At 42.6% G+C, this 18,688-nt stretch carries 18 protein-coding genes; 7 read left to right on the top strand and 11 right to left on the bottom strand.

The window, feature by feature from the left end:
- Positions 1–218: 218 nt before the first annotated feature.
- Positions 219–1,541, top strand: a complete 1,323-nt coding sequence (locus ABWT76_RS15335; protein ID WP_354634562.1) for a tetratricopeptide repeat protein — start codon at positions 219–221, stop codon at positions 1,539–1,541.
- Positions 1,542–1,809: 268 nt separating this feature from the next.
- Here the strand turns inward: ABWT76_RS15335 and argB are convergent, their stop codons facing one another.
- Complete coding sequence (gene argB, locus ABWT76_RS15330; RefSeq protein WP_054464346.1) at positions 1,810–2,718, bottom strand: acetylglutamate kinase; 909 nt, start codon at positions 2,716–2,718, stop codon at positions 1,810–1,812.
- Between the two features lie 147 nt (positions 2,719–2,865).
- On the bottom strand, positions 2,866–3,423 hold the full coding sequence (locus tag ABWT76_RS15325; RefSeq protein WP_054464345.1) for a shikimate kinase: 558 nt from the start codon (positions 3,421–3,423) through the stop codon (positions 2,866–2,868).
- A gap of 176 nt (positions 3,424–3,599) precedes the next feature.
- On the opposite strand from ABWT76_RS15325, the gene ABWT76_RS15320 reads away from it, so the two are divergent.
- The 3 genes from ABWT76_RS15320 to ABWT76_RS15310 are packed head-to-tail and all read left to right on the top strand — an operon-like array spanning position 3,600 to position 4,441.
- The gene (locus ABWT76_RS15320; protein WP_354634561.1) at positions 3,600–3,986 is read left to right on the top strand and encodes a hypothetical protein; all 387 of its coding nucleotides are present in this window, start codon (positions 3,600–3,602) and stop codon (positions 3,984–3,986) included.
- A complete protein-coding gene (locus ABWT76_RS15315) occupies positions 3,953–4,102 on the top strand; it encodes a WD40 repeat domain-containing protein (RefSeq protein WP_354634560.1) in 150 nt (49 codons plus the stop codon). The genes ABWT76_RS15320 and ABWT76_RS15315 overlap by 34 nt, the downstream gene beginning before the upstream one ends.
- Before the next feature lie 27 nt (positions 4,103–4,129).
- A complete protein-coding gene (locus ABWT76_RS15310) occupies positions 4,130–4,441 on the top strand; it encodes a hypothetical protein (RefSeq protein WP_354634559.1) in 312 nt (103 codons plus the stop codon).
- A 277-nt stretch (positions 4,442–4,718) separates the two neighbouring features.
- Here ABWT76_RS15310 and ABWT76_RS15305 read toward each other — a convergent pair whose 3' ends face one another.
- On the bottom strand, positions 4,719–6,440 hold the full coding sequence (locus tag ABWT76_RS15305) for an ABC transporter ATP-binding protein/permease (RefSeq protein WP_054464343.1): 1,722 nt from the start codon (positions 6,438–6,440) through the stop codon (positions 4,719–4,721).
- A 329-nt stretch (positions 6,441–6,769) separates the two neighbouring features.
- Here ABWT76_RS15305 and ABWT76_RS15300 point away from each other — a divergent pair, with 329 nt between their 5' ends.
- Complete coding sequence (locus ABWT76_RS15300; protein WP_190877536.1) at positions 6,770–8,149, top strand: carotenoid oxygenase family protein; 1,380 nt, start codon at positions 6,770–6,772, stop codon at positions 8,147–8,149.
- Between the two features lie 131 nt (positions 8,150–8,280).
- Here ABWT76_RS15300 and mgsA read toward each other — a convergent pair whose 3' ends face one another.
- Complete coding sequence (mgsA, locus tag ABWT76_RS15295) at positions 8,281–9,579, bottom strand: methylglyoxal synthase (RefSeq protein WP_054464342.1); 1,299 nt, start codon at positions 9,577–9,579, stop codon at positions 8,281–8,283.
- 274 nt (positions 9,580–9,853) lie between these two features.
- On the bottom strand, positions 9,854–10,147 hold the full coding sequence (locus ABWT76_RS15290; protein ID WP_054464341.1) for an RNA-binding protein: 294 nt from the start codon (positions 10,145–10,147) through the stop codon (positions 9,854–9,856).
- Between the two features lie 761 nt (positions 10,148–10,908).
- Here ABWT76_RS15290 and ABWT76_RS15285 point away from each other — a divergent pair.
- A complete protein-coding gene (locus ABWT76_RS15285; protein WP_054464340.1) occupies positions 10,909–11,484 on the top strand; it encodes a Uma2 family endonuclease in 576 nt (191 codons plus the stop codon).
- A gap of 103 nt (positions 11,485–11,587) precedes the next feature.
- Here ABWT76_RS15285 and ABWT76_RS15280 read toward each other — a convergent pair whose 3' ends face one another.
- From ABWT76_RS15280 to ABWT76_RS15265, 4 genes are all read right to left on the bottom strand, one after another.
- Positions 11,588–11,953 carry a hypothetical protein gene (locus ABWT76_RS15280; protein WP_190877534.1) on the bottom strand — a complete coding sequence of 122 codons (366 nt, stop codon included), beginning with the start codon at positions 11,951–11,953 and terminating at the stop codon, positions 11,588–11,590.
- Positions 11,913–12,719: a dynamin family protein gene (locus ABWT76_RS15275; protein ID WP_354634558.1), complete on the bottom strand. Its 807-nt coding sequence runs from the start codon at positions 12,717–12,719 to the stop codon at positions 11,913–11,915. The genes ABWT76_RS15280 and ABWT76_RS15275 overlap by 41 nt, the downstream gene beginning before the upstream one ends.
- Before the next feature lie 416 nt (positions 12,720–13,135).
- Positions 13,136–13,942: a Uma2 family endonuclease gene (locus ABWT76_RS15270; RefSeq protein ID WP_354636377.1), complete on the bottom strand. Its 807-nt coding sequence runs from the start codon at positions 13,940–13,942 to the stop codon at positions 13,136–13,138.
- Positions 13,943–14,340: 398 nt separating this feature from the next.
- Positions 14,341–15,228, bottom strand: coding sequence for an alpha/beta fold hydrolase (locus ABWT76_RS15265; protein ID WP_054464334.1), 888 nt, complete (start codon positions 15,226–15,228; stop codon positions 14,341–14,343).
- 437 nt (positions 15,229–15,665) lie between these two features.
- Here ABWT76_RS15265 and ABWT76_RS15260 point away from each other — a divergent pair, with 437 nt between their 5' ends.
- Positions 15,666–16,208, top strand: coding sequence for a DUF1499 domain-containing protein (locus ABWT76_RS15260; RefSeq protein WP_156331457.1), 543 nt, complete (start codon positions 15,666–15,668; stop codon positions 16,206–16,208).
- A 106-nt stretch (positions 16,209–16,314) separates the two neighbouring features.
- On the opposite strand, the gene ABWT76_RS15255 is transcribed toward ABWT76_RS15260, so the two are convergent.
- Together ABWT76_RS15255 and ABWT76_RS15250 are read right to left on the bottom strand one after the other, a co-directional pair.
- Positions 16,315–16,947: a YdcF family protein gene (locus tag ABWT76_RS15255; RefSeq protein WP_354636376.1), complete on the bottom strand. Its 633-nt coding sequence runs from the start codon at positions 16,945–16,947 to the stop codon at positions 16,315–16,317.
- A gap of 170 nt (positions 16,948–17,117) precedes the next feature.
- Positions 17,118–17,942, bottom strand: a complete 825-nt coding sequence (locus ABWT76_RS15250; RefSeq protein ID WP_199317270.1) for a hypothetical protein — start codon at positions 17,940–17,942, stop codon at positions 17,118–17,120.
- Positions 17,943–18,688 lie beyond the last annotated feature (746 nt).

Raw genomic sequence — 18,688 nt, 5'->3', positions numbered from 1 at the left:
CTTTACCCCCGCGAAGGCCGCCATCGGCTGGAATGACAGGGTTTTTTTGTACTTCATAACTCTGACAAGTGCTGTAACGATCGATATAACGAGCGATATATTGATCGGTAGTGATTAATATGAAAACGCGGCAAAGGAGGCGATCGCTTTTGAGGATCCGATAGAATTTGCCACGAGTGATGATTTATAGGAGAAAAGGTGATATGGGGATTTGGCCGTTGTTTAACAAGACAGGAAACCGACATCGGGCTTTGGAGGACTCTACACCCAAGGGTCCACTTCCTCCTCTGGAGGATGCGGATTATCTTTTATTGTTTAATCAGATTCTTGAAGGGTTGCGTTTGGGTTGGGAACGACAGGATGTGGTCAAATACCTGGAAGCGTTGGGCGATCGCGGCAATTTTGCTTTATGGGCGGCTTGGTTACAGCGGTTTGGCGAGACTAAGCTGAAGAAAAATACTCAGAATATGGATTTAGGCAGACGACTGGTGAAGCTGGGACAGTTCAATTGTGGGGAATTCAGTACCGTAGCTTATCACCTCGGCAGTCAGTTGTTATCTCAACGGGTGACAACTTCGCCATCTTCATCTCAACCAGGGGCAGCAACTTCTCCGGTTTCAAAGGAAAAGGAAACCACAGGGACAGAAGCGGGTCAAGGGTCGTGGACTTCTACACCGACGGACGAGGAAGCAGGAGTGGATCGTTCGGAAGCCGAAACATCAGAAAATCTGACATCAGAAAATCTGACACCAGAGAATCTGGAAGTGGTCAAGACTTTGTTTGAGGAGGGCAACCAGAAATTTCAGGCCGGGGATTTTGCCGGGGCGATCGCCGCTTATCAGCAGTCGTTGAAGCTAAAGCCAGATTTTATTGAAGCTTGGAGTAATTTAGGGGCGGTACTGTTTAATTTACAAGAATATGAAGATGCGTTGATTATCTTTAATACGGCGATCGATTTGAGTCCTGATAACCCGAATTTATGGTTCAATCGGGGATTTACCTTTACTTTACTGAAGCGTCCCCAAGAAGCGAATGATTCTTATGAGAAATGCTTGCAAATCAAGCCCGATTTTATGAATGCGTGGCAAAATCGCGGGGTTGTTCTTTGCCAATTAGAACGATATGATGAGGCGATTTATTCTCACGAACAAGCGCTAAAGTTAAAGCCAGATTTTGCCGAAGCTTGGAGTAATCGAGGTAATGCTTTATTGCATTTGGGCAGATATGCGGAGGCGATCGCTTCTTACGATCAAGCTATTGCCCATCAACCGCATTATCCCGATGCTTGGTTTAACCGAGGTATGTGTTTTATGAATGACAAAAATTACCCAGAGGCGATCGCTTCTTTGGATCGAGTGATTGAGCAACAACCGAATTATCATCCGGCTTGGGTGGTGCGTGGTTTGGCCTTGATGAACTGTCAGCAACCCCAAGAGGCGATCGGCTCTTTCGATCAAGCCTTGGCCTTGCAACCCAATGATGCAGATGTGCTCGGTTATCGTCAAGAAGCATTGCAACAATTAGAATCAGAAAGAGAATAAATTTACGGCAAGAATATGCAAAAATCTGCAAAAATCTGCAAAAATCTGCAAAAATATATTTTCACTGCTGATTTTTGGGCTTGGATTTCCCTATTTTCTATGGGAATATGATTTGTTCTGCTGTACAATAAGAAATCATTAAAAACCAGTGAAACAACCGGGTTTATGAAAAAACCCGGTTTTCGATCGGATTAAAGAAATCCGTCATCTCACCAGAGCAGCAATGCACATATTTTCCAGACACCAATGATTGAGTCTAGAGAGAAAGTTAACGAATATATTCTGAAGCCACAATCATCGAACCAATGCCCTTATCGGTGAAAATTTCTAAGAGGAGAGAATGGGGAATCCGACCATCAATAATATGACCAGCACGAACCCCTTGGGCCAGCGATCGCACGCAGCAATTCACCTTGGGAATCATCCCCCCAGAAACTATCCCATCTTGAATTAAAGTGCGGGCTTTATTAATATCTAATTTATCCAGTAAAGTAGAAGGATCGTGGTAATCCTCCAAAATCCCCACCGTATCGGTCATTAAAATCAATTTTTCGGCATTTAAAGCGGCGGCAATTTCTCCGGCCACCGTATCCGCATTAATATTATATGCTTGGCCACTTTCATCAGCAGCGACACTGGAAACCACGGGGATATAACCGTTATTCACCAAGCAATCTAAAATTTTGATATCCACCGAATTGACTTCCCCCACAAAACCAATTCCTTTACGACCTTCTGGCCGTGCTTTAATCAAATTGCCATCTTTGCCACAAATACCGACGGCTTTGCCCCCAGCTTGATTAATTAATGACACAATTTCTTTATTAACTCTGCCCACGAGCACCATTTCTACCACATCCATTGTGGCCGCATCAGTTACTCGTAAACCATCTTTAAACTGCGGTTCAATATTTAATTTGGCCAGCCAAGAATTAATTTCTGGGCCGCCCCCATGAACGAGTACCGGACGCACTCCCACACAGGAGAGAAATACCAAGTCCCGCATGACTTGATCTTTGAGAGTGCTATCTTTCATGGCCGCGCCGCCATATTTTACCACCACCGTCCGACCGGAAAACTTTTGAATGTAAGGCAGTGCTTCACTGAGCACTTTCACGCGCACGCTATCCGGCAAGTTTTTCAGGGATTGATTTTCATTCATCGTATCAGTCATCATATTTGTCTACATTCCTTAAAATGAGCATTCAAGATTGTCACTAAGTCTTGTCACTAATTCTTGATGTGAATCGACTCATGGGATGATTTCGCTTATCTCAGAGATAATAAGAGATTATAAAGGAAAAAACGGCAAAATCTTAACCAATTATGATAATTTTCCATTCTGGTTTTCAGACTTGAAAGCTTGGGGAATTTCTTGTAAGATTCGGGCGGCTAATTCATCGGCAGTTTCATGGCTGTCCACTTGGATGTGGAGATCCGCTTGAGCATACATATTGAGGCGATCGCTTAAAAGACGCTTTAATTTGCCCAATGGGTCAGGATCTCTTAACAAAGGTCGCGTTGTATCTTCTTGAAGACGGGCATAAAGTTGCTCCACAGGTACATCCAACCATACCACCACCCCATGTTGTAGATAGCTCCAGTTTTTTTGTCGGATAATCAGACCGCCCCCCGTAGCTACCACCAAATTTTTATAGGCACAAAGTTCGCTAATTACCTGAGTTTCTAAATCCCGAAAACCCTCTTCCCCAGCGGTGGCAAAAATTTCATTAATTGATTGTCCGGCTACTTGAGAAATTAAGCCATCAGTATCAAAAAAGTGATAGTCTAGCTGATTGGCGATCAGCCGTCCTACGGTACTTTTTCCCGCACCCATCATGCCAATGAGATAGATATTCAGTCCTTTGACTACGTTACTCATAATCTTGAGATTTTTTTATTTTTATGAATATTATGACATATTGAGCATATTTAAATTATTTAATTTTGGAAATTTTTATTAACTTTACTCAATATCTTGATGCCAAATTCTCATCAACCATATCATCAAACAGAAGAATTGCTGGCTGAAGCATTAGGCGATCGCTCCATCAGACTATGGCAAATGGCAAGTTACAGACCACTCTCAAAGGGCATAAATCTGCTGTATTAACCATAGCTTTTAGTCCCGATCACAATTTATTAGTTTCTGGTAGTGCTGATGGCCAAATCAAAATTTGGCGGTGGGATCCGTTTGCCAGTAATTATGTGCCTCAGCGAACATTGAACAGCCATCGTGATGCCGTATTTGCCCTAGATTTTAGTACATATGGACAAAAATTTGCTTCAGCCAGCGCCGATGATACCATAAAAATTTGGCGTTATAATAGCGATTTAAGCAAAACTATTAAAGCTCAAATGGGGGGAGTTTTTGGCCTCAGTTTCATGCCCAAAGGAAAATTAATTGCCGTATGGGGAGGGGATGGAACTGTGAAAGGTATCTAGATGGTATTTGTTTAAGAACCTTATCCGGTCATATTGTTTACTCGGTAAGTTTTAGTCCCAACGGTGACAAAATTGTCTCTGGAAGTCGGGACGGCACCGTAAAATTATGGCGCTGAGATCGAGTTTGGGGTAGGGGTGGACAGGTGCAAACATTGCAGGGACATGATAATGCCGCGATCGCTACTTCTTTTCATCCTGATGGGGATTTAATCGCCTCTGCTGGGGCTGATGGAATTGTGAATATTTGGCGTTTAGATGGCACATTACTCCAGAAAATTCCCGCCCATGAACATATTATATATAGTGTTAGTTTTAATGGGGCAGGAAATTTACTGGCAACTACCAGTGAAGACCGGACGATTAAACTTTGGCAGGGTAAAAATTTGGCTTTGTTAAAAACCATCAAAATTGACCAATCCCCCGTTTACTGCATCCGGTTTAGAGGCGATCGCTAACTATTAACCAAAAACAGCGGTAATACCATTTACACAAAATTATGCAACAATCAGTATTTATATTGTAGGGTGGGCAAAAGTCCACACTTATGGGAGGAAAGAGGAGAGAGGAGAGAGGAGAGAGGAGAGAGGAAAGAGGAGAGAGGAGAGAGGAGAGAGGAAAGAGGAAAGAGGATGCTAATGTTAGGGTATCTTGGATGAATTTTTGTAAATAGTATTATTTTCAGCAAATTAAAGGGGCGATCGCGCTTATGTTATCTCCCGATTAATTAATTGACTAATTCATTGACATAAAATTGTAATCTTGGGCAGAAATCACGCGCCATGTTTCATCATTATGGACTTCCAAAACTTTGTGGTGATATTGCAACAAAGTCGGACGGTGACCCACACTAAGATAAATCGTAGATAGCTTTTGCAAATGGTTATAAAGACTTTGCTCATTCTTCACATCTAGCGCACTCGTAGCTTCGTCTAAAATGGCATAACGAGGATGTGTCAGCAACAAACGAGCAAAAGCCACCCGCTGTTGTTCTCCCATTGACAACACATGATCCCAGTCTTCGATCGCATCTAAACCACCGAACCTTTCCGCTAACTCTGGCAAGTTAACTTGTTTTAATACCTGATATATTTCTTCCTCGGAAATATTCAGGTTTGTGCTGGGATAAAGCAGTTGATCGCGCAGAGAACCTAAAATCATATAAGGACGTTGGGGTAAGAAAAGAATCTCCCCTAATTTCGGTCGGTGAATTGCCCCAGTTCCAGAGTTCCACAAACCGGCGATCGCTCGTAAAATCGAACTCTTACCGCAACCACTTACCCCGACAATGAGCAATCTTTCTCCCGGTTGCATCTCTACAGATACATCCTTAACTAAAGTCCGTTGATAGTTGGGAGTTTGCAAAGTCAGATGTTCTAGACTTAAACTGGCATCTTCAATCGTATCAATCGCTGGATTGCCATCACTGGGCGATACTTTTGGTTCTTCTAGGACTTTTTCCAAGCTTTCTAAACGCTCAATTCCTGCCACAAACTGAGTCGTTTTTTCAAACTCTCTGATAATCACAATGAGAGAGTTAAATACAGTGATAAAAGCCCCTCCTGCTTCGATCAAAATTCCTACCTCCGTTTCACCAGCTAAGATCCTCGGACCGAGAATTACCGCCGGTAATATCCAAGTAATTACCTGATAGCCACTGCTAAAAAATTCTAAGTTTCTCTCCCAGAGGATAATTTTGTTGTAATTACTTAAAACCGCCTTAAATATCTGCTTAACATTATTTAACTCCCGATTATCTCCTTCATAAAAGGCGATCGCCTCAGCATTTTCCCGAATGCGTACCAAGCCAAATCTGAAATTAGCTTCTCGTTTGAGTTGCTCGGTTTTTAGGGGAATTAAAATCCGGCCAAATCCCACCGTCGCGATCAGCATTCCCACACCCGCATAAACGATCAGTAAAATCACCAGATTGTGAGACATTGACCAGAGAACGACCCCAAAAGCAATAAGATTAACCAAAGATGAGCTAAAGTGCATAAACAAAACCAGAGACATATAGCAAAAATTTTCAATATCTTGAGAAATTCGCTGATCGGGATTATCAATTTTTGCCCTCCAATCTCCTAACCAATAAAAGTTGCGATTATTCATGTATTTCTGAAGATATAAATTCGTCAGCCAACCGCGCCAAAACCAGCGAATCTTATCTTCTAAATAGTGACCAAAAGTTTGCAGAATCACAAAAATCATACAAGCCACGAGATATGTCAGGACAGATTGCCAAAATCTGCCTGCATTTTTTTCAGCCAGGGCTGATGTGAACTCTCCTCTTTGGGCATTTTGGAGAACATTCATCTTGGCTTGGAGCATTAATAAAAATATCAACAATAACAGTAACCCAATGGCTTTCCATCTTTCTTGAGAATCCCACCAGTATGGTTTGGCTACCGCCCAAAAACGCCTGCAAGCACTAAAGTCAATTTTTAACGTCTTCATTGGTTTTATTTGAATGATTTATCAACCCTTATATTTTAACTGCATTTACTTAAACTGTCCAAATGAATTAAAGATATTTTATTAAGAATCATAAATATAGCATTTACATTTAGCATTTACATTTAAGGTGGGAATAAAAGGAGTGTAGGGAATGAGTGTAGGGAATAGGGAAGTGGGACTCTCTTCCCGCGCATTTTTGGCTTGGGGCGGCGGATTTGTCCGATAAATTTGGTCAAAAATGGGCGGGCATTGGTTCAGCCGATAGAAAATTGCGTTAGGCTGAATTAATCATAAAAGTGATTCAACTGACTGGTATCCCTGAAAAAATCATGGTCTCAACTTTAGTCAATCCTTATCTGGACGGCAATTTTGCCCCAATTCACCAAGAAATTACGGCAGAAAACCTCAAAGTCATTGGTGAACTGCCTGCGGATCTTTCTGGGATGTTTGTTCGCAATGGCCCAAATCCTCAATTTCCGGCGATCGGGCAATATCACTGGTTTGATGGCGATGGAATGTTACATGGGGTGAGAATTCACAACGGCAAAGCCTCCTATCGTAACCGCTATGTCCGCACCCAAGGATATCAAATCGAACATCAAGCCGGAAAAGCCATCTGGTCAGGACTTTTAGAACCACCGCAAATGGATAATCCCTATGGCCCGGTGAAAAATGTCGCCAACACCGCCTTAGTCTGGCATTCCGGGCAACTGCTGGCCCTTTGGGAAGCTGGAGCCCCCCACGCCATTCGGCTACCAGACTTAGACACCATCGGCGCATATAATTACAATGGCAAATTAGCATCGGCCTTTACCGCCCATCCGAAAGTAGACCCCGTGACGGGGGAAATGATGTTTTTTGGGTATTCATTAGCCCAACCACCCTACTTAAAATATAGTGTGGTTTCTGCCGCTGGCGAACTGTTACAGACTGTCCCCATTGAGTTGCCAACCCCAGTAATGATGCACGATTTTGCTATTACTGAAAATTACACTATCTTTATGGACTTGCCCCTGACTTTTCGCCCCGAACGGATGCAAAAAGGGCAACCTTTTTTAATGTTTGAACGGGATTTACCCAGTCGTTTTGGCATCGTTCCCCGTCATGGCGATAACGATAATATTCGCTGGTTTGAAAGTTATAGTTGCTTCCTGTTTCATATTCTCAACGCTTACGAGGCAGGAGATGAAGTAATCTTGATCGCCTGTCGCATGAGTGCGATGAATATTGTGCCAATTCCAGAGGCAAATAGTGACCCGGATGCGGGGATTCCTCGTTTATATCAGTGGCGATTTAATCTCAAAACCGGCAATGTTAGCGAACAAATGCTTGATGATGTGGCTTCAGAGTTTCCTCGGATGAATGAAACCTTAGTAGGACGTAAAAACCGATATGGTTACACCGGAAAAATGGCCAATAATCCCATGCCTTTGTTTGAAGGTTTGATTAAGTATGACCTAGAAAAAGGTCAGTCAGAAACTCATCACTTTGGGGCTGGTCGTTATGGGGGAGAAGCAGTATTTGCCCCTCGTCCCGGTGCGACGGTTGAAGATGATGGTTGGTTAATCACTTTTGTCCATGACGAGAATGAGCAGCAATCAGAATTGGTGGTTTTTGATGCTCAAAATTTGACCGATGCACCTGTGGCCAGGGTGATGATTCCCCAGCGAGTTCCTTATGGATTCCATGCCATTTGGGTGGCGGAATAATCGGGGTAATTTGTGTTAATTTGAGGTAAAATCAGCGATTATCAGCGATAATTTATGCCCCACCATATGTGATAATTTAGTATGAGAAATGGTGGGGCATAAGTGGGGCATAAATTGTTATTATATGGTTTTTACTCTACCGGAACGATTTCTCCCCCTTTCTTGGGGGTGGCCAATACAGTTAATGCATTAGGAATACATTGGATTTCTATGGGAGTGGTGCCAATAATTTCCCCATCTAGCACAACTTTTTGCGAGGGGTTTGTCCGCACTTTAATTTTTTGAGTTCGCAAGTTAATAATATCTAGGCGATTTGTGGGAGTTCCCAGTAAGGCAGCGCCCAACAGATCCACCATTGTGTTGACAATTTTTAGTTCATTTTCTGGGGCGGCAATGGTGACATTTAATAAGCCATCAGTTGCTATTACTTCGCCCATGCCTTGTGCCATAATTGAACTGGGGGGCGCTGCATTGGCAATGGTGACTGCCGCTGCTTTAAGGGTTCTAACTACCTCTTTGATTTCTATTTCTGTTTCAAAGAGTTGTTGCTGATTTAACTGTTGAAAACCAGCGATAATATAAGCCAATGGCCCCCAGCGGTTTTTGGCTTCCCGCGAAGCCCGTTCAACGGTTTCTGCTTCAAAGCCAATACCGGCCAGTAATATCATGGGTAAATCGTTGCAGTAAGCGGCATCAACGACCACAGTTTTGCCGGCTAAAATAACTTCACAAGCACTTCTAATCGGGGTAATTGTGGTGGGAATTCCTAGGGCTGCGGCAAAGGCATTGGCGGTTCCCCTGGGAATAATTCCTAACGGGATGTTGGTGTTAATTAATTGGCCTGCTACCGCAGAAATTGTGCCATCTCCTCCAGAGGCAATGATGATATCCGGTTGAGCCACGATCGCCCGGTTAGCTAATTCTTCGGCGCTAATTTCTGGGGTGGTTAAGTGAACTTCTAAATGGAGTTGCGGTTCTAATATTTTTTGGATTAAATTTAAGTCTTCTTCCGCATTGCCTTGACCGGCAATCGGGTTATAAATTAAGTGGGCGACATAAGATTTGGCTAAGGCGGAAGCGATCGCCTCTGCGGTGGCTAAATTAATCGCCAATGGCACATTATGAACCGCTGCCAGCCGCTGTAATGGTTGAATATCTGGTTCGTGGGGTTGTGCGTAGAGGGGATCGATTAAAAAGATCGCGGCGGCTAGTTGTCCTGTGACTAGGCGATCGGCGATTTGAATATCCCCTCCCATTGACCCGGATAATAATCGCTCAACTTCTAACCCTGTTCCTTGTTGAATGCGTTGTCCGGTGGTTCCTGTGGCGATCAATTTATACCGAGCAAAGACGGCTGAATATTTTTTCACAAAAGCGACTAATTCGTCTTTTTTCCGGTCATGGGCAATTAATGCAATCGTCGCAGACATAAATTAAGTTTTAGAATTGATGATGGAAATGGTAGTTCCTGATACTTTTTAATAAAAAAACCCCTCACTGCCCGTACAGTTTCTCTGTGTAATCAGAGATCGGATCGGGGTGAGGGGTTCAACGATTTAATCAAATGTTTTATGCTCCAACCAGAGGCGATCGCTTTTGGCGATGACTCGCTTATTCACTTTAACCGGCGACTCACAATTAAATCACCTTTGGCGGCCAAAGCAAATATTTATGGGTGTTTATAGGCGAAAGCAGATCGACGAGTTACGATCTGCCACCCCCACCGCGACGACCGCCACCACCCGATCGGTTATTCTCTTTTGGACGAGCTTTATTGACTCGCAAGACACGCCCCATCCACTCAGCTTCGTTTAATTCTTCGATCGCTACATCTTCTTGAGCTTCATCTGTCATTTCTACAAAAGCAAAGCCCCGCATCTTGCCTGTGTCGCGATCGGTGGGAAGCACCACTCGCTTAACTGAGCCGTATTCGGCAAAAACAGTTTTCAAGTCCTCTTCAGTTGCCTGGTAGGACAGGTTGCCAACGTAAATTGTCACAAAAAACCCTCAACCTTAACAAGCCATTCCGATGATTGGTCGTGGGAAATTACTCAGAAATTTTAAATAGATTTACTATTTAGTTAGCAAACCGACGCCAATTTCTAGTGAATTTCTGACGGTTTCTATTCGTTCAGCAAAAAAGCTTTCCTTTAAAGACCGGCCAACGACGAACATTCATCTTTTTTTCGTAAAGATAGCTTGTTTGTGTCAATTTGTCAACTCCGATCGCTCAATACAGGGCTAATTTTTGGGGAGTTTGATCCAAGGCCGACCAACACCAGAGAGAATCAAAATCGGATCCTAAATCAGAAAAGCCATTCCCCTTGATTTTTGTGATTTTGCTCCTAATTTGATACTATAGTGATATAAATTCACACTTTAGTATAAAAATTTTTCTCTACAATCTGGTAGGCGCTATCGTTGATCGCTTCGATAAAATCAATCATCAATCAATAATCAGCGTTTTAAATTGCAATCCTTTGGTCTATTTTCTTACAAAAGTTGGGTTTTAGTAATTCTCACTTAAAGTTTCACGATAAATTTTTTTACAAAATCCCCTGGGTGGGATTGGCCGCGATCGCTCATCGGTGTTAATACTCGGTATTGATACTCGGCGTTTATACTTATAATTAGCGATGAATGAGCGATGAGTGAGCGATCGCGCTCATTTCTTGAAGCTTTCCAGGGCGATCGCCCCCAACAAGCGAGTCAATCCCTCGCTAAAATAAGCATAGTTTTTATTATTGGAGTCTGTTGTCATGGCCACGATGACCGTCAAAGACTTAGAACAAGTTCAAGCAACCTTACGGGAAGCCGGATTAGATTATCAATTAGAACTGGAAAAAGGACAAATTTCTGTTATGGGGCCGTCAGATATTATATCGAGTGAAGTGGGCGTTCAATTAATTAGATTGCTAGGTAACTGGATTTATCCGCGTCGGTTGGGCCGCGTGTTTGACTCTGCGGGAGGTTTTATTCTGCCAGATGCTAATTTAAAAGCCCCGGATGTTTCTTTTGTCAAAGCGGAACGGTTGCGCCGTAGCGTGCGGTATTTTGGCGAATTAGTTCCTGATTTGGTGGTAGAAATTAAGTCCCAAAGCGACAGGATAAAACCCTTAGAACAAAAATTGCTTTCCTTTATAGAATTAGGGGCAAAGGTGGGGATGTTGATTGACCCGGATGAGGAAACATTAACTATTTATCGTCCGACGGGAGAAGCTGTTACATTGGGTAATGAAGACACATTAACCATCCCCGAATTATTCCCCGGTTGGGAGTTGCCCATTGTGGAACTTTGGCCGCCAGTTTTTGATGAGATCGAAAATGATGATTAAATTTTGCGATTATATATGGTTAAAAAACATCCCGTAGGGAAACGGCAATGCCGTGTCCTGGCATTGCCGTTTCCTGATATTTTTTGGACTTATATTTTTTAACCTAATCATCAAATGTGCGATCGCGCTTCAAAGCCACCCCCAACTGCCGCAGGTAATGACTGACCTCTACATTAAACTCTTGGGGTTGTAAACTTTCTGGTAACTGGGACAACAACGCGGGATTTTTTCTATACCATTCATTCATCGCCACCCCACTCCAAACCCCTTCTTTTTCCCGGAAATTATCCACTAAACCGCGCAACTCTTGAATACAATAAGACTCAAAATTCGCAGCAGCAAAAATAGCAAACATTAAAGATTCCTGAAACGCCGCCAGATCCGTGGTCACTTCCCGCACAACTTTCTCTGGGGGAGGGATTTGACTTTCAGCAATATCCTCGTTCTGATTCAGGCCAATGATTATCAACCCGAAACACATCAATTCGATTTAACACAAATAGCATCCGCGCTGGCGAACCGCTTAATTCTTTGACTTGTTCAACAACTTCTTGTAATAAATTGTTGATTTTTTGCTGGTCGGTTTCGGCGCTATTATATGTCACGAGACATAACGCTTCACGACATTGGCGAATTAAATTAGCATTTCCTTCATCCCCCACATAAGCTAAACCCGGTAAATCCATGATTTTTACCTTTGTGCCTGGGGGTAATTGTAACTGAGACTGAAGCCGGAAAGGATAACGAATTAGCGAAATTGGACAAGCAATCTGAGGGTCGCTTTGTTTGCGATCGAGATAACTTGTCATTACTCGATTTAAGCGTTGACAAATTTCTGTTTCACTAATCCCTTGCCATTCCCCACATTCCCAAGTAGCGCCCGGTGTTTGCTGAATGACTAAGGATTTTTCTAGACTATATTCTATTGTGACAACTCCGGCACTCATTTCACTTACCGCAACTGGGGCAATTTCCGCCCCACAAAGTAAATTGACCAGAGTGCTTTTACCACTGCTAGTGGTGCCCGTGGTGGCGATCGCTAGGGTGGGATGATGCAGTTCATTTAACAACTTTTCTGTTGCTTTTGCTAACTGGGTCGAAATTTCTTGAATTTCTGGCTGATAAGTTTCTGGTAAATACTGAGAAATTTCTTGAGAAAATTTCTGCCAAGACTGACCTAAATGGTTGACTCGGTTTTCAACCGCTGCAAAGATTTCGGGGAGATTTTTATTCATGTGTCTCCTGAGATATGAAGATGTTACAGCCACATTTCTCAGTAAGCTGCCATTGCCCTGTAGTCGCAGGTGTCGCAGGTATATTATCCCATAGTTTCCCTAAATTAATCAAAAATTTGAAACTTATTTCTAAACATAGAATCTCCCGATCGCTGCTCAAAAAAACTGATTCCCTCATCTGCGCTCATTTTATGGCGCAAACATTGCGCCCCTACGAACTGACCTAGACCGAGTTAAAGTTAGACATCGACAAGATACGCAAAATCCTTGTTTTGTTGCTAATTGATAATCCGTAACAGTTAAACACCCTGAAAACGGGTTTTGTTCTGATAGGAACGGATTTAAATCCGTCCCTATGTTTGATTTCCGATCGAATAGGAATTATTATAGCGATCGCCCCTGGTGAAATAGTATTTTCAAGTAATAGAATCCGGGTCAATTCCTTGGGTACGCAATAATTCTGCTAAACGCTCACTACGCGATCGTTCCGCTTCCGCACGTTGCCGTTCGGTTTCTAGTTCTTGCTGAACAACGGCTTCCCGTTCACTGGGAGTCAAAATCCAATTACCTTGGGCATCGTACCAGCGCAACCAGCGGCAAGTAATTCCCTCATAGTCTCCCCACCACAAACCCAAACCTAATTCTAATTGGGGCATCCAAATTTTCGGTTCTTGTAGCGAAATCTGCTGATAAGATCCAGCCATCAGAACAAACGCTTTTAACTCATCGGTGTAGCGATCGAACACTATATAATAGGGCACCCCTAAAATCCGCTCATAAACTTCCCATTTCGTCGGTGGGTCGCTACTTAAGCGGACTGTTGAACCCAAGTCTTCTTTTTCCGTTCCTGGTGACAATAACTCCACCACCACTGTCGGACGGACTGCTTCTTGCCACATCACATAACTTAAGCGTAAATCCTGATTTTCATAAAGTCTGGACACTCCGACTACCGCAAACCAATCTGGTCTTTTATACCAGTAAGGGTGTCGCACATCGTAGTAAAGGTTCATATCACTGCCGCAAAACAATTGTTCTGCTGGGTAATTCGGGGGGCGAAAAGTGAATCGTAACAGTTCGGGTTGAAGATCGTGGAATTCGTCAGGCAAACCAGGTTCCTCCGGATTTTCACTAGGTAAATCATACATGGTGGGCAAAGTTTCTCTCGCCGGACGTGGCGGTTCACTTTGTTCCACTGGGTATTTAAATTGTTTGATTTGCATATCTGGCCTCAACAGTTTATATCTATGATAATTCATACCAAATCCCGTTCTCATATAGCGAGTCTAAATGAATTTGACAAATCGGCTCCCCTCTCCCATGCATGGGAGAGGGGGCCGCCATCGTGAGGGTTTATTTGCCAACTGATTTAGACGCGCTATATATTGACTATGGTAATCCCCTAAAACGCCTGTGGATTCCCGCATTCGCGGGAATGACATCTAGCTTTATCAGTGGGTTTTGAGAATCGGATTTGGTATCAATTAATCAATTCAGCCCAGGAACAGGCCAAAAAACGAGAATCCAGTAGTCAAAAGTTAAAATTTTTGGTTACTGGATTCTGGGAACGAGGAATATTTTTATGTTCTTTATGTCGAAAGTGTTCTTTGTGTCGTGGTGATTAACCTTTCCCCGACTGACGCAAAAACGAGATTAATTCCCGATTGACTAAATGGGGGACTTCTTGTTGAATCCAATGCCCACATTGCGGCACTAATTTTAGTTCAAACGGCGCTTGAATTAACTTATCCAACCCTTCAGTAAACTTTGGCGAGAGGAAAGAATCATTTTCACCCCAAAGGACTAAGGTAGGGGATTTTACTGGTTTGGGCGATCGCGCCAAAGTCTGCAATAAATTCCCCGGAGACATTAACTGTCGGTAATAATTCAACGCCGCCGATAAAGCACCCGGTTTTGCCAGAGCATCTTGATAAATCTTAGTTAAATCAGCAGTAAAAGCCCCTTTGCGAATCGCTTCGTTTTGAAAAATATTCTTTACAAATTCGCGTAAATTTAACTGAATTAACCATTCGGGCAATGCGGGCAATTGACAAGCGAGGATAAACCAACTGCGCTGAAGTTGATCGAAATTGCCGCCAATTTCTGTTAACCACCGTTGGGGATGTGGGGCATTTAAAATCGCTAACCGATCCAAAGATTGGGGAAACTTTTGCGCCAAGTTCCAGGCGATCGCCCCACCCCAATCATGTCCCACAATATGGGCTTTCACATAACCTAACTGTTTAATTAACCCTTGGATATCCGCCGTTAACGTATCGAGATCGTAGCCACTTTCCGGCTTATCGGAATCATTATATCCCCGTAAATCGGGAACTACAACCTTAAAATATCGAGCCAGGGCTGGTATTTGATATCGCCAGGAATACCAAAACTCTGGAAATCCATGTAACAAAACCACCAATTCACCTTCTCCTTGACTCACACAGTGCAAACGGATCCGGTTGGTTTCAATAAAATGGTGTTGCCAATCAGCTTCTAGCACAGTCATAAGTTATTTTTCTCTTGACCAGTAGGCATAATCAGGAACTTACTTAGGGATTACCGGGATCAATCTAAATCCATCAAGCAAGATGCCCGCTGTGCGATCGCGCCAGAAATCTGTTTGGGATTTTCCGGGTCATTCAGCACAGACTATTGATGAAACATTTTTCCCAGCCCTATTTCCACAGTAGCATTTTTCTTAAAGCACTGATAACCTCACCCAGATTCATTCAACCTTTTCTCTGGTGAAATCGGCAAATTTACTTATGTTTGTTGTTTGTTGTTTGTTGTTTGTTGTTTGTTGTTTGTTGTTTGTTGTTTGTTGTTAATTATCTGTTATCTGTTATGATTGGTTTTTTTAGCGTTTCTTAGATATAAGATTCCTTTACAATCTGCCGATCGCCCATTAATATCTAAATTGACGTGGTTTTTTACTGAACACCCATGCAAAGATTATTTTGCTTATTTCGCTTATTTCGCTTAAAAATTGTGCCGATTTGCCTTGCTTTTGTATTGACCATCGGCGGTTTTTTAGGCTCAACTTTTCCGGCAATCGCCAACGATCGCTTACCAGAAACAATGGTGGCTAGTCTATTTTCTTTTTCCGGCGATCGCCCCAGAAATTTAGGAGTAAAAAATGGTGCCTTAGCCACTTGTCCCGCTTCTCCCAACTGCGTGTCTAGTCAAAGCGGAGATGGGGAACATCAAATTGCCCCGCTGACCTATCAAGGAACTCCCGCAGAGGCGATCGGGCAACTAAAGGAAATTATAGAAGCGAGCGAAAATGCCAAAATCATTACCGCTGAACACAACTATATCTATGCCGAATTTACCAGTAAATTAATGGGATTTGTCGATGATGTAGAATTTTATTTAGACCCCGAAGCAGCAACCATTCAAGTTCGTTCCGCTTCCCGTCTCGGTGAATCAGACTTAGGGGTCAACCGGAAAAGAATCGAAGCCATTCGCAGTAAATTTAACCCCTAATTTTTCCTCATGGTGGGCATAGCCCACCGATTTTATTATATAAATATACATATTTATCATATCTCTTTTATTTGGAAAATTTTACTCGTGAAATAAGATGATCGGATTAATTTTTCTTGTTTAAGCCTGCCTGATGCTCGCATTTAAATCCCCGTTTTTTCCAAGCAGAAAAATCAACCACTGGTAAATGTTTTAACTGGGAACATTCAGGATTATAATATTGACTGACTCTTGCCCAAATTAGACTACGAATCACATCTAGGCTAGTTTTCAGCCATGTTTCCCGATTTCCGGGTATGCCTTTTTCTTCAACCACATCGACTTCTGTCCAAATTCCATGAGAACCCAAAATAATTTGGGCTAACCATTTTGCTCTTGGTAAATGACTGGCAGAAGTAATAATCTTTAAATGATGCACATTCCACTGTTTTAATAACGGCAGAGCAAAATAGTAATTTTTAAAAGTAGAAGTGGCACAATTTTGCAACCAAACGTGGTGAATGGGGGCGGCGGCTGTCTGAAAAATTAACCAAATACAAGGATCTGAAGAACCACGGGAAATTAAAATCGGTACTTGGGGAAATTTTTTGGCAAGTTGTGCCACATAGATTTCTCGACTAATGCTGCCGCCTAAGACTAAAATACTATCAATCGGTCTATTCGCTGATTCTCGTAACATTGGGCGATCGAGCAGTAACCACCAACTGCCCACCAAACCAATCAAAATCAGAATCGCCACCAGAAAAAAACTGCATAAAAGCGAAATAAATTTAGGGATTAACTTACGGATTTTCCCTTGATTTTTTAATCCATAATGGTTTGGCCATATTTTACAAGAGGAAATCCACCGAGGAAGCTTATGATTAAGCCAGTAAAAAAAACGGCGTTTTTTTCGGGGATTTTCTTTCATTACCGCTGTTTATTATTCGACACTGGCAGAGCAAAATATATATTTCCATCTTCGTCAACCCTTTTATTGGCACCGAGTTTTAAGAGTTCCGCCTCAGCCCGTGCTTTCACATTTTTATCCACCGTACTATAATAAACTTCACTCCAAGCCCAAAACCGCACATCAGTATTATCTGGGTTACTTTTGAGAAATTCAGCGGTTTGTGCGTAGATAGAGGCAAATTTTTCATCGGGAGTTCCTTTCACCCATTCGGCGGCGATTTCGTGAGATTTAATTGCCCCAGGAATATCATTAACTAACAATAACTGGTCGATGCCTTTATAGCGCCAGAGGAGATAGGATCTAGGGTTGATTTCTGGGGAAAGCACTTCGGTTCCCCGCTGCATTAACTTCACCCCTAATTCCGGCTTGGCTTGCATGAAAGAAACCGCAGAAGAAATAAATAGGTAAGCTTCCATGAAGCGTGGATCCCTTTGGGTCAGCAAGTCAAAATAATCATCATTGAGTTCATACCCAGTCTGGTCACGCAGTTCCTCGTCACCGAAGTAGCCAATAAACTTAATGAATGCCCAGTTGGCGATCGCATTATCAAACCCTAACGTGGGCGATCGCTTCATCAGTTCGATCTGTAACGCCTCTTGTTGATCCGCTTGCTGTGGGCTCAGAGGGTTCAGGGCAGCCCGATCCAAACGACTTTGCTGCATAAACACTACACCGCAAAGGGCTGCTAGTGCGATTCCCGAAGGGATCGCTGCGCGAATCGCGCCATTACTGGCGACCTCCCACCACCTTGGGTAAACCGTTTTGAGTTGTGATCCGATCATAATTTTGTTCAGACTGCTGCTTTTTATGATTATTTTAGCTACACTAGAAACAAGGGCAGCGATTCACAGCGCCAGCCATAATCAGTAAAAAATACCAGTGTTTGACAGCTTGCGCCAATTCACTGACTGGAGCTTTCCGTATTTCTACCGGGAAAATCCCTGGCGGTTATGTGGACATAATTTCTGGTGTAATTCTGGTGTAATTCTGGTGTAATTTTACTGTACTCTATTGCTTCTCACACAGACTAAACCGAAAAAATCTGCTAAGTCAAGTTGGAGATTTTACGGAAAATCTGATTTGACTGTTGAAGTTAGGATAAACTAGGCCACCCAATAAAATGGCTGAAACAATCCTTTCATCGCTCATAAGTAATTATATTGCCTGAAAACACCTCCTGGGTTGTACCAAAAATCACACCCTAGGGCTGAAGAGCCAAGCGCAATGTTTGACAAGTTAAATCTATTTAATCTTAAAACATTGAGCGGCATTGCCAAATTTAGTCATTGATTTAAATTTGGGTTTAAATTTGAATCTTGATTAATGATACTGCTAAATTTTTAGTAACTTAAATTTATATTTTCCAAAGCCAGATAGACTTTGAAAATATAAAGTATGCTCATCACCAGATGAAATCACAACCCCTAAAAAAATCTAGGAAGTTTCAAAAATTACAAGGTTTTCCTAGGTTTTACCTGGTGTTGTCACCCACTGCTTAATCAAGTCCACTCCGTCAGAGCGAATTTTC

Origin of the sequence: Planktothricoides raciborskii GIHE-MW2 (assembly GCF_040564635.1) — a bacterium.
Lineage (GTDB): Bacteria > Cyanobacteriota > Cyanobacteriia > Cyanobacteriales > Laspinemataceae > Planktothricoides > Planktothricoides raciborskii.
This window is presented reverse-complemented; position numbering and strand designations above follow the sequence as displayed.

Excerpts from the sequence above, each read along its gene's own strand:
- ABWT76_RS15325 (WP_054464345.1), bottom strand. The coding sequence starts at position 3,423 with ATGAGTAACGTAGTCAAAGGACTGAATATCTATCTCATTGGCATGATG.
- ABWT76_RS15300 (WP_190877536.1), top strand. The coding sequence starts at position 6,770 with ATGGTCTCAACTTTAGTCAATCCTTATCTGGACGGCAATTTTGCCCCA.
- ABWT76_RS15285 (WP_054464340.1), top strand. The coding sequence starts at position 10,909 with ATGGCCACGATGACCGTCAAAGACTTAGAACAAGTTCAAGCAACCTTA.
- ABWT76_RS15275 (WP_354634558.1), bottom strand. The coding sequence starts at position 12,719 with ATGAATAAAAATCTCCCCGAAATCTTTGCAGCGGTTGAAAACCGAGTC.
- ABWT76_RS15315 (WP_354634560.1), top strand. The coding sequence starts at position 3,953 with ATGGGGAGGGGATGGAACTGTGAAAGGTATCTAGATGGTATTTGTTTA.
- ABWT76_RS15250 (WP_199317270.1), bottom strand. The coding sequence starts at position 17,942 with ATGATCGGATCACAACTCAAAACGGTTTACCCAAGGTGGTGGGAGGTC.
- ABWT76_RS15270 (WP_354636377.1), bottom strand. The coding sequence starts at position 13,942 with ATGCAAATCAAACAATTTAAATACCCAGTGGAACAAAGTGAACCGCCA.
- ABWT76_RS15320 (WP_354634561.1), top strand. The coding sequence starts at position 3,600 with ATGGCAAATGGCAAGTTACAGACCACTCTCAAAGGGCATAAATCTGCT.
- argB (WP_054464346.1), bottom strand. The coding sequence starts at position 2,718 with ATGATGACTGATACGATGAATGAAAATCAATCCCTGAAAAACTTGCCG.
- ABWT76_RS15265 (WP_054464334.1), bottom strand. The coding sequence starts at position 15,228 with ATGACTGTGCTAGAAGCTGATTGGCAACACCATTTTATTGAAACCAAC.
- ABWT76_RS15305 (WP_054464343.1), bottom strand. The coding sequence starts at position 6,440 with ATGAAGACGTTAAAAATTGACTTTAGTGCTTGCAGGCGTTTTTGGGCG.
- ABWT76_RS15260 (WP_156331457.1), top strand. The coding sequence starts at position 15,666 with ATGCAAAGATTATTTTGCTTATTTCGCTTATTTCGCTTAAAAATTGTG.
- mgsA (WP_054464342.1), bottom strand. The coding sequence starts at position 9,579 with ATGTCTGCGACGATTGCATTAATTGCCCATGACCGGAAAAAAGACGAA.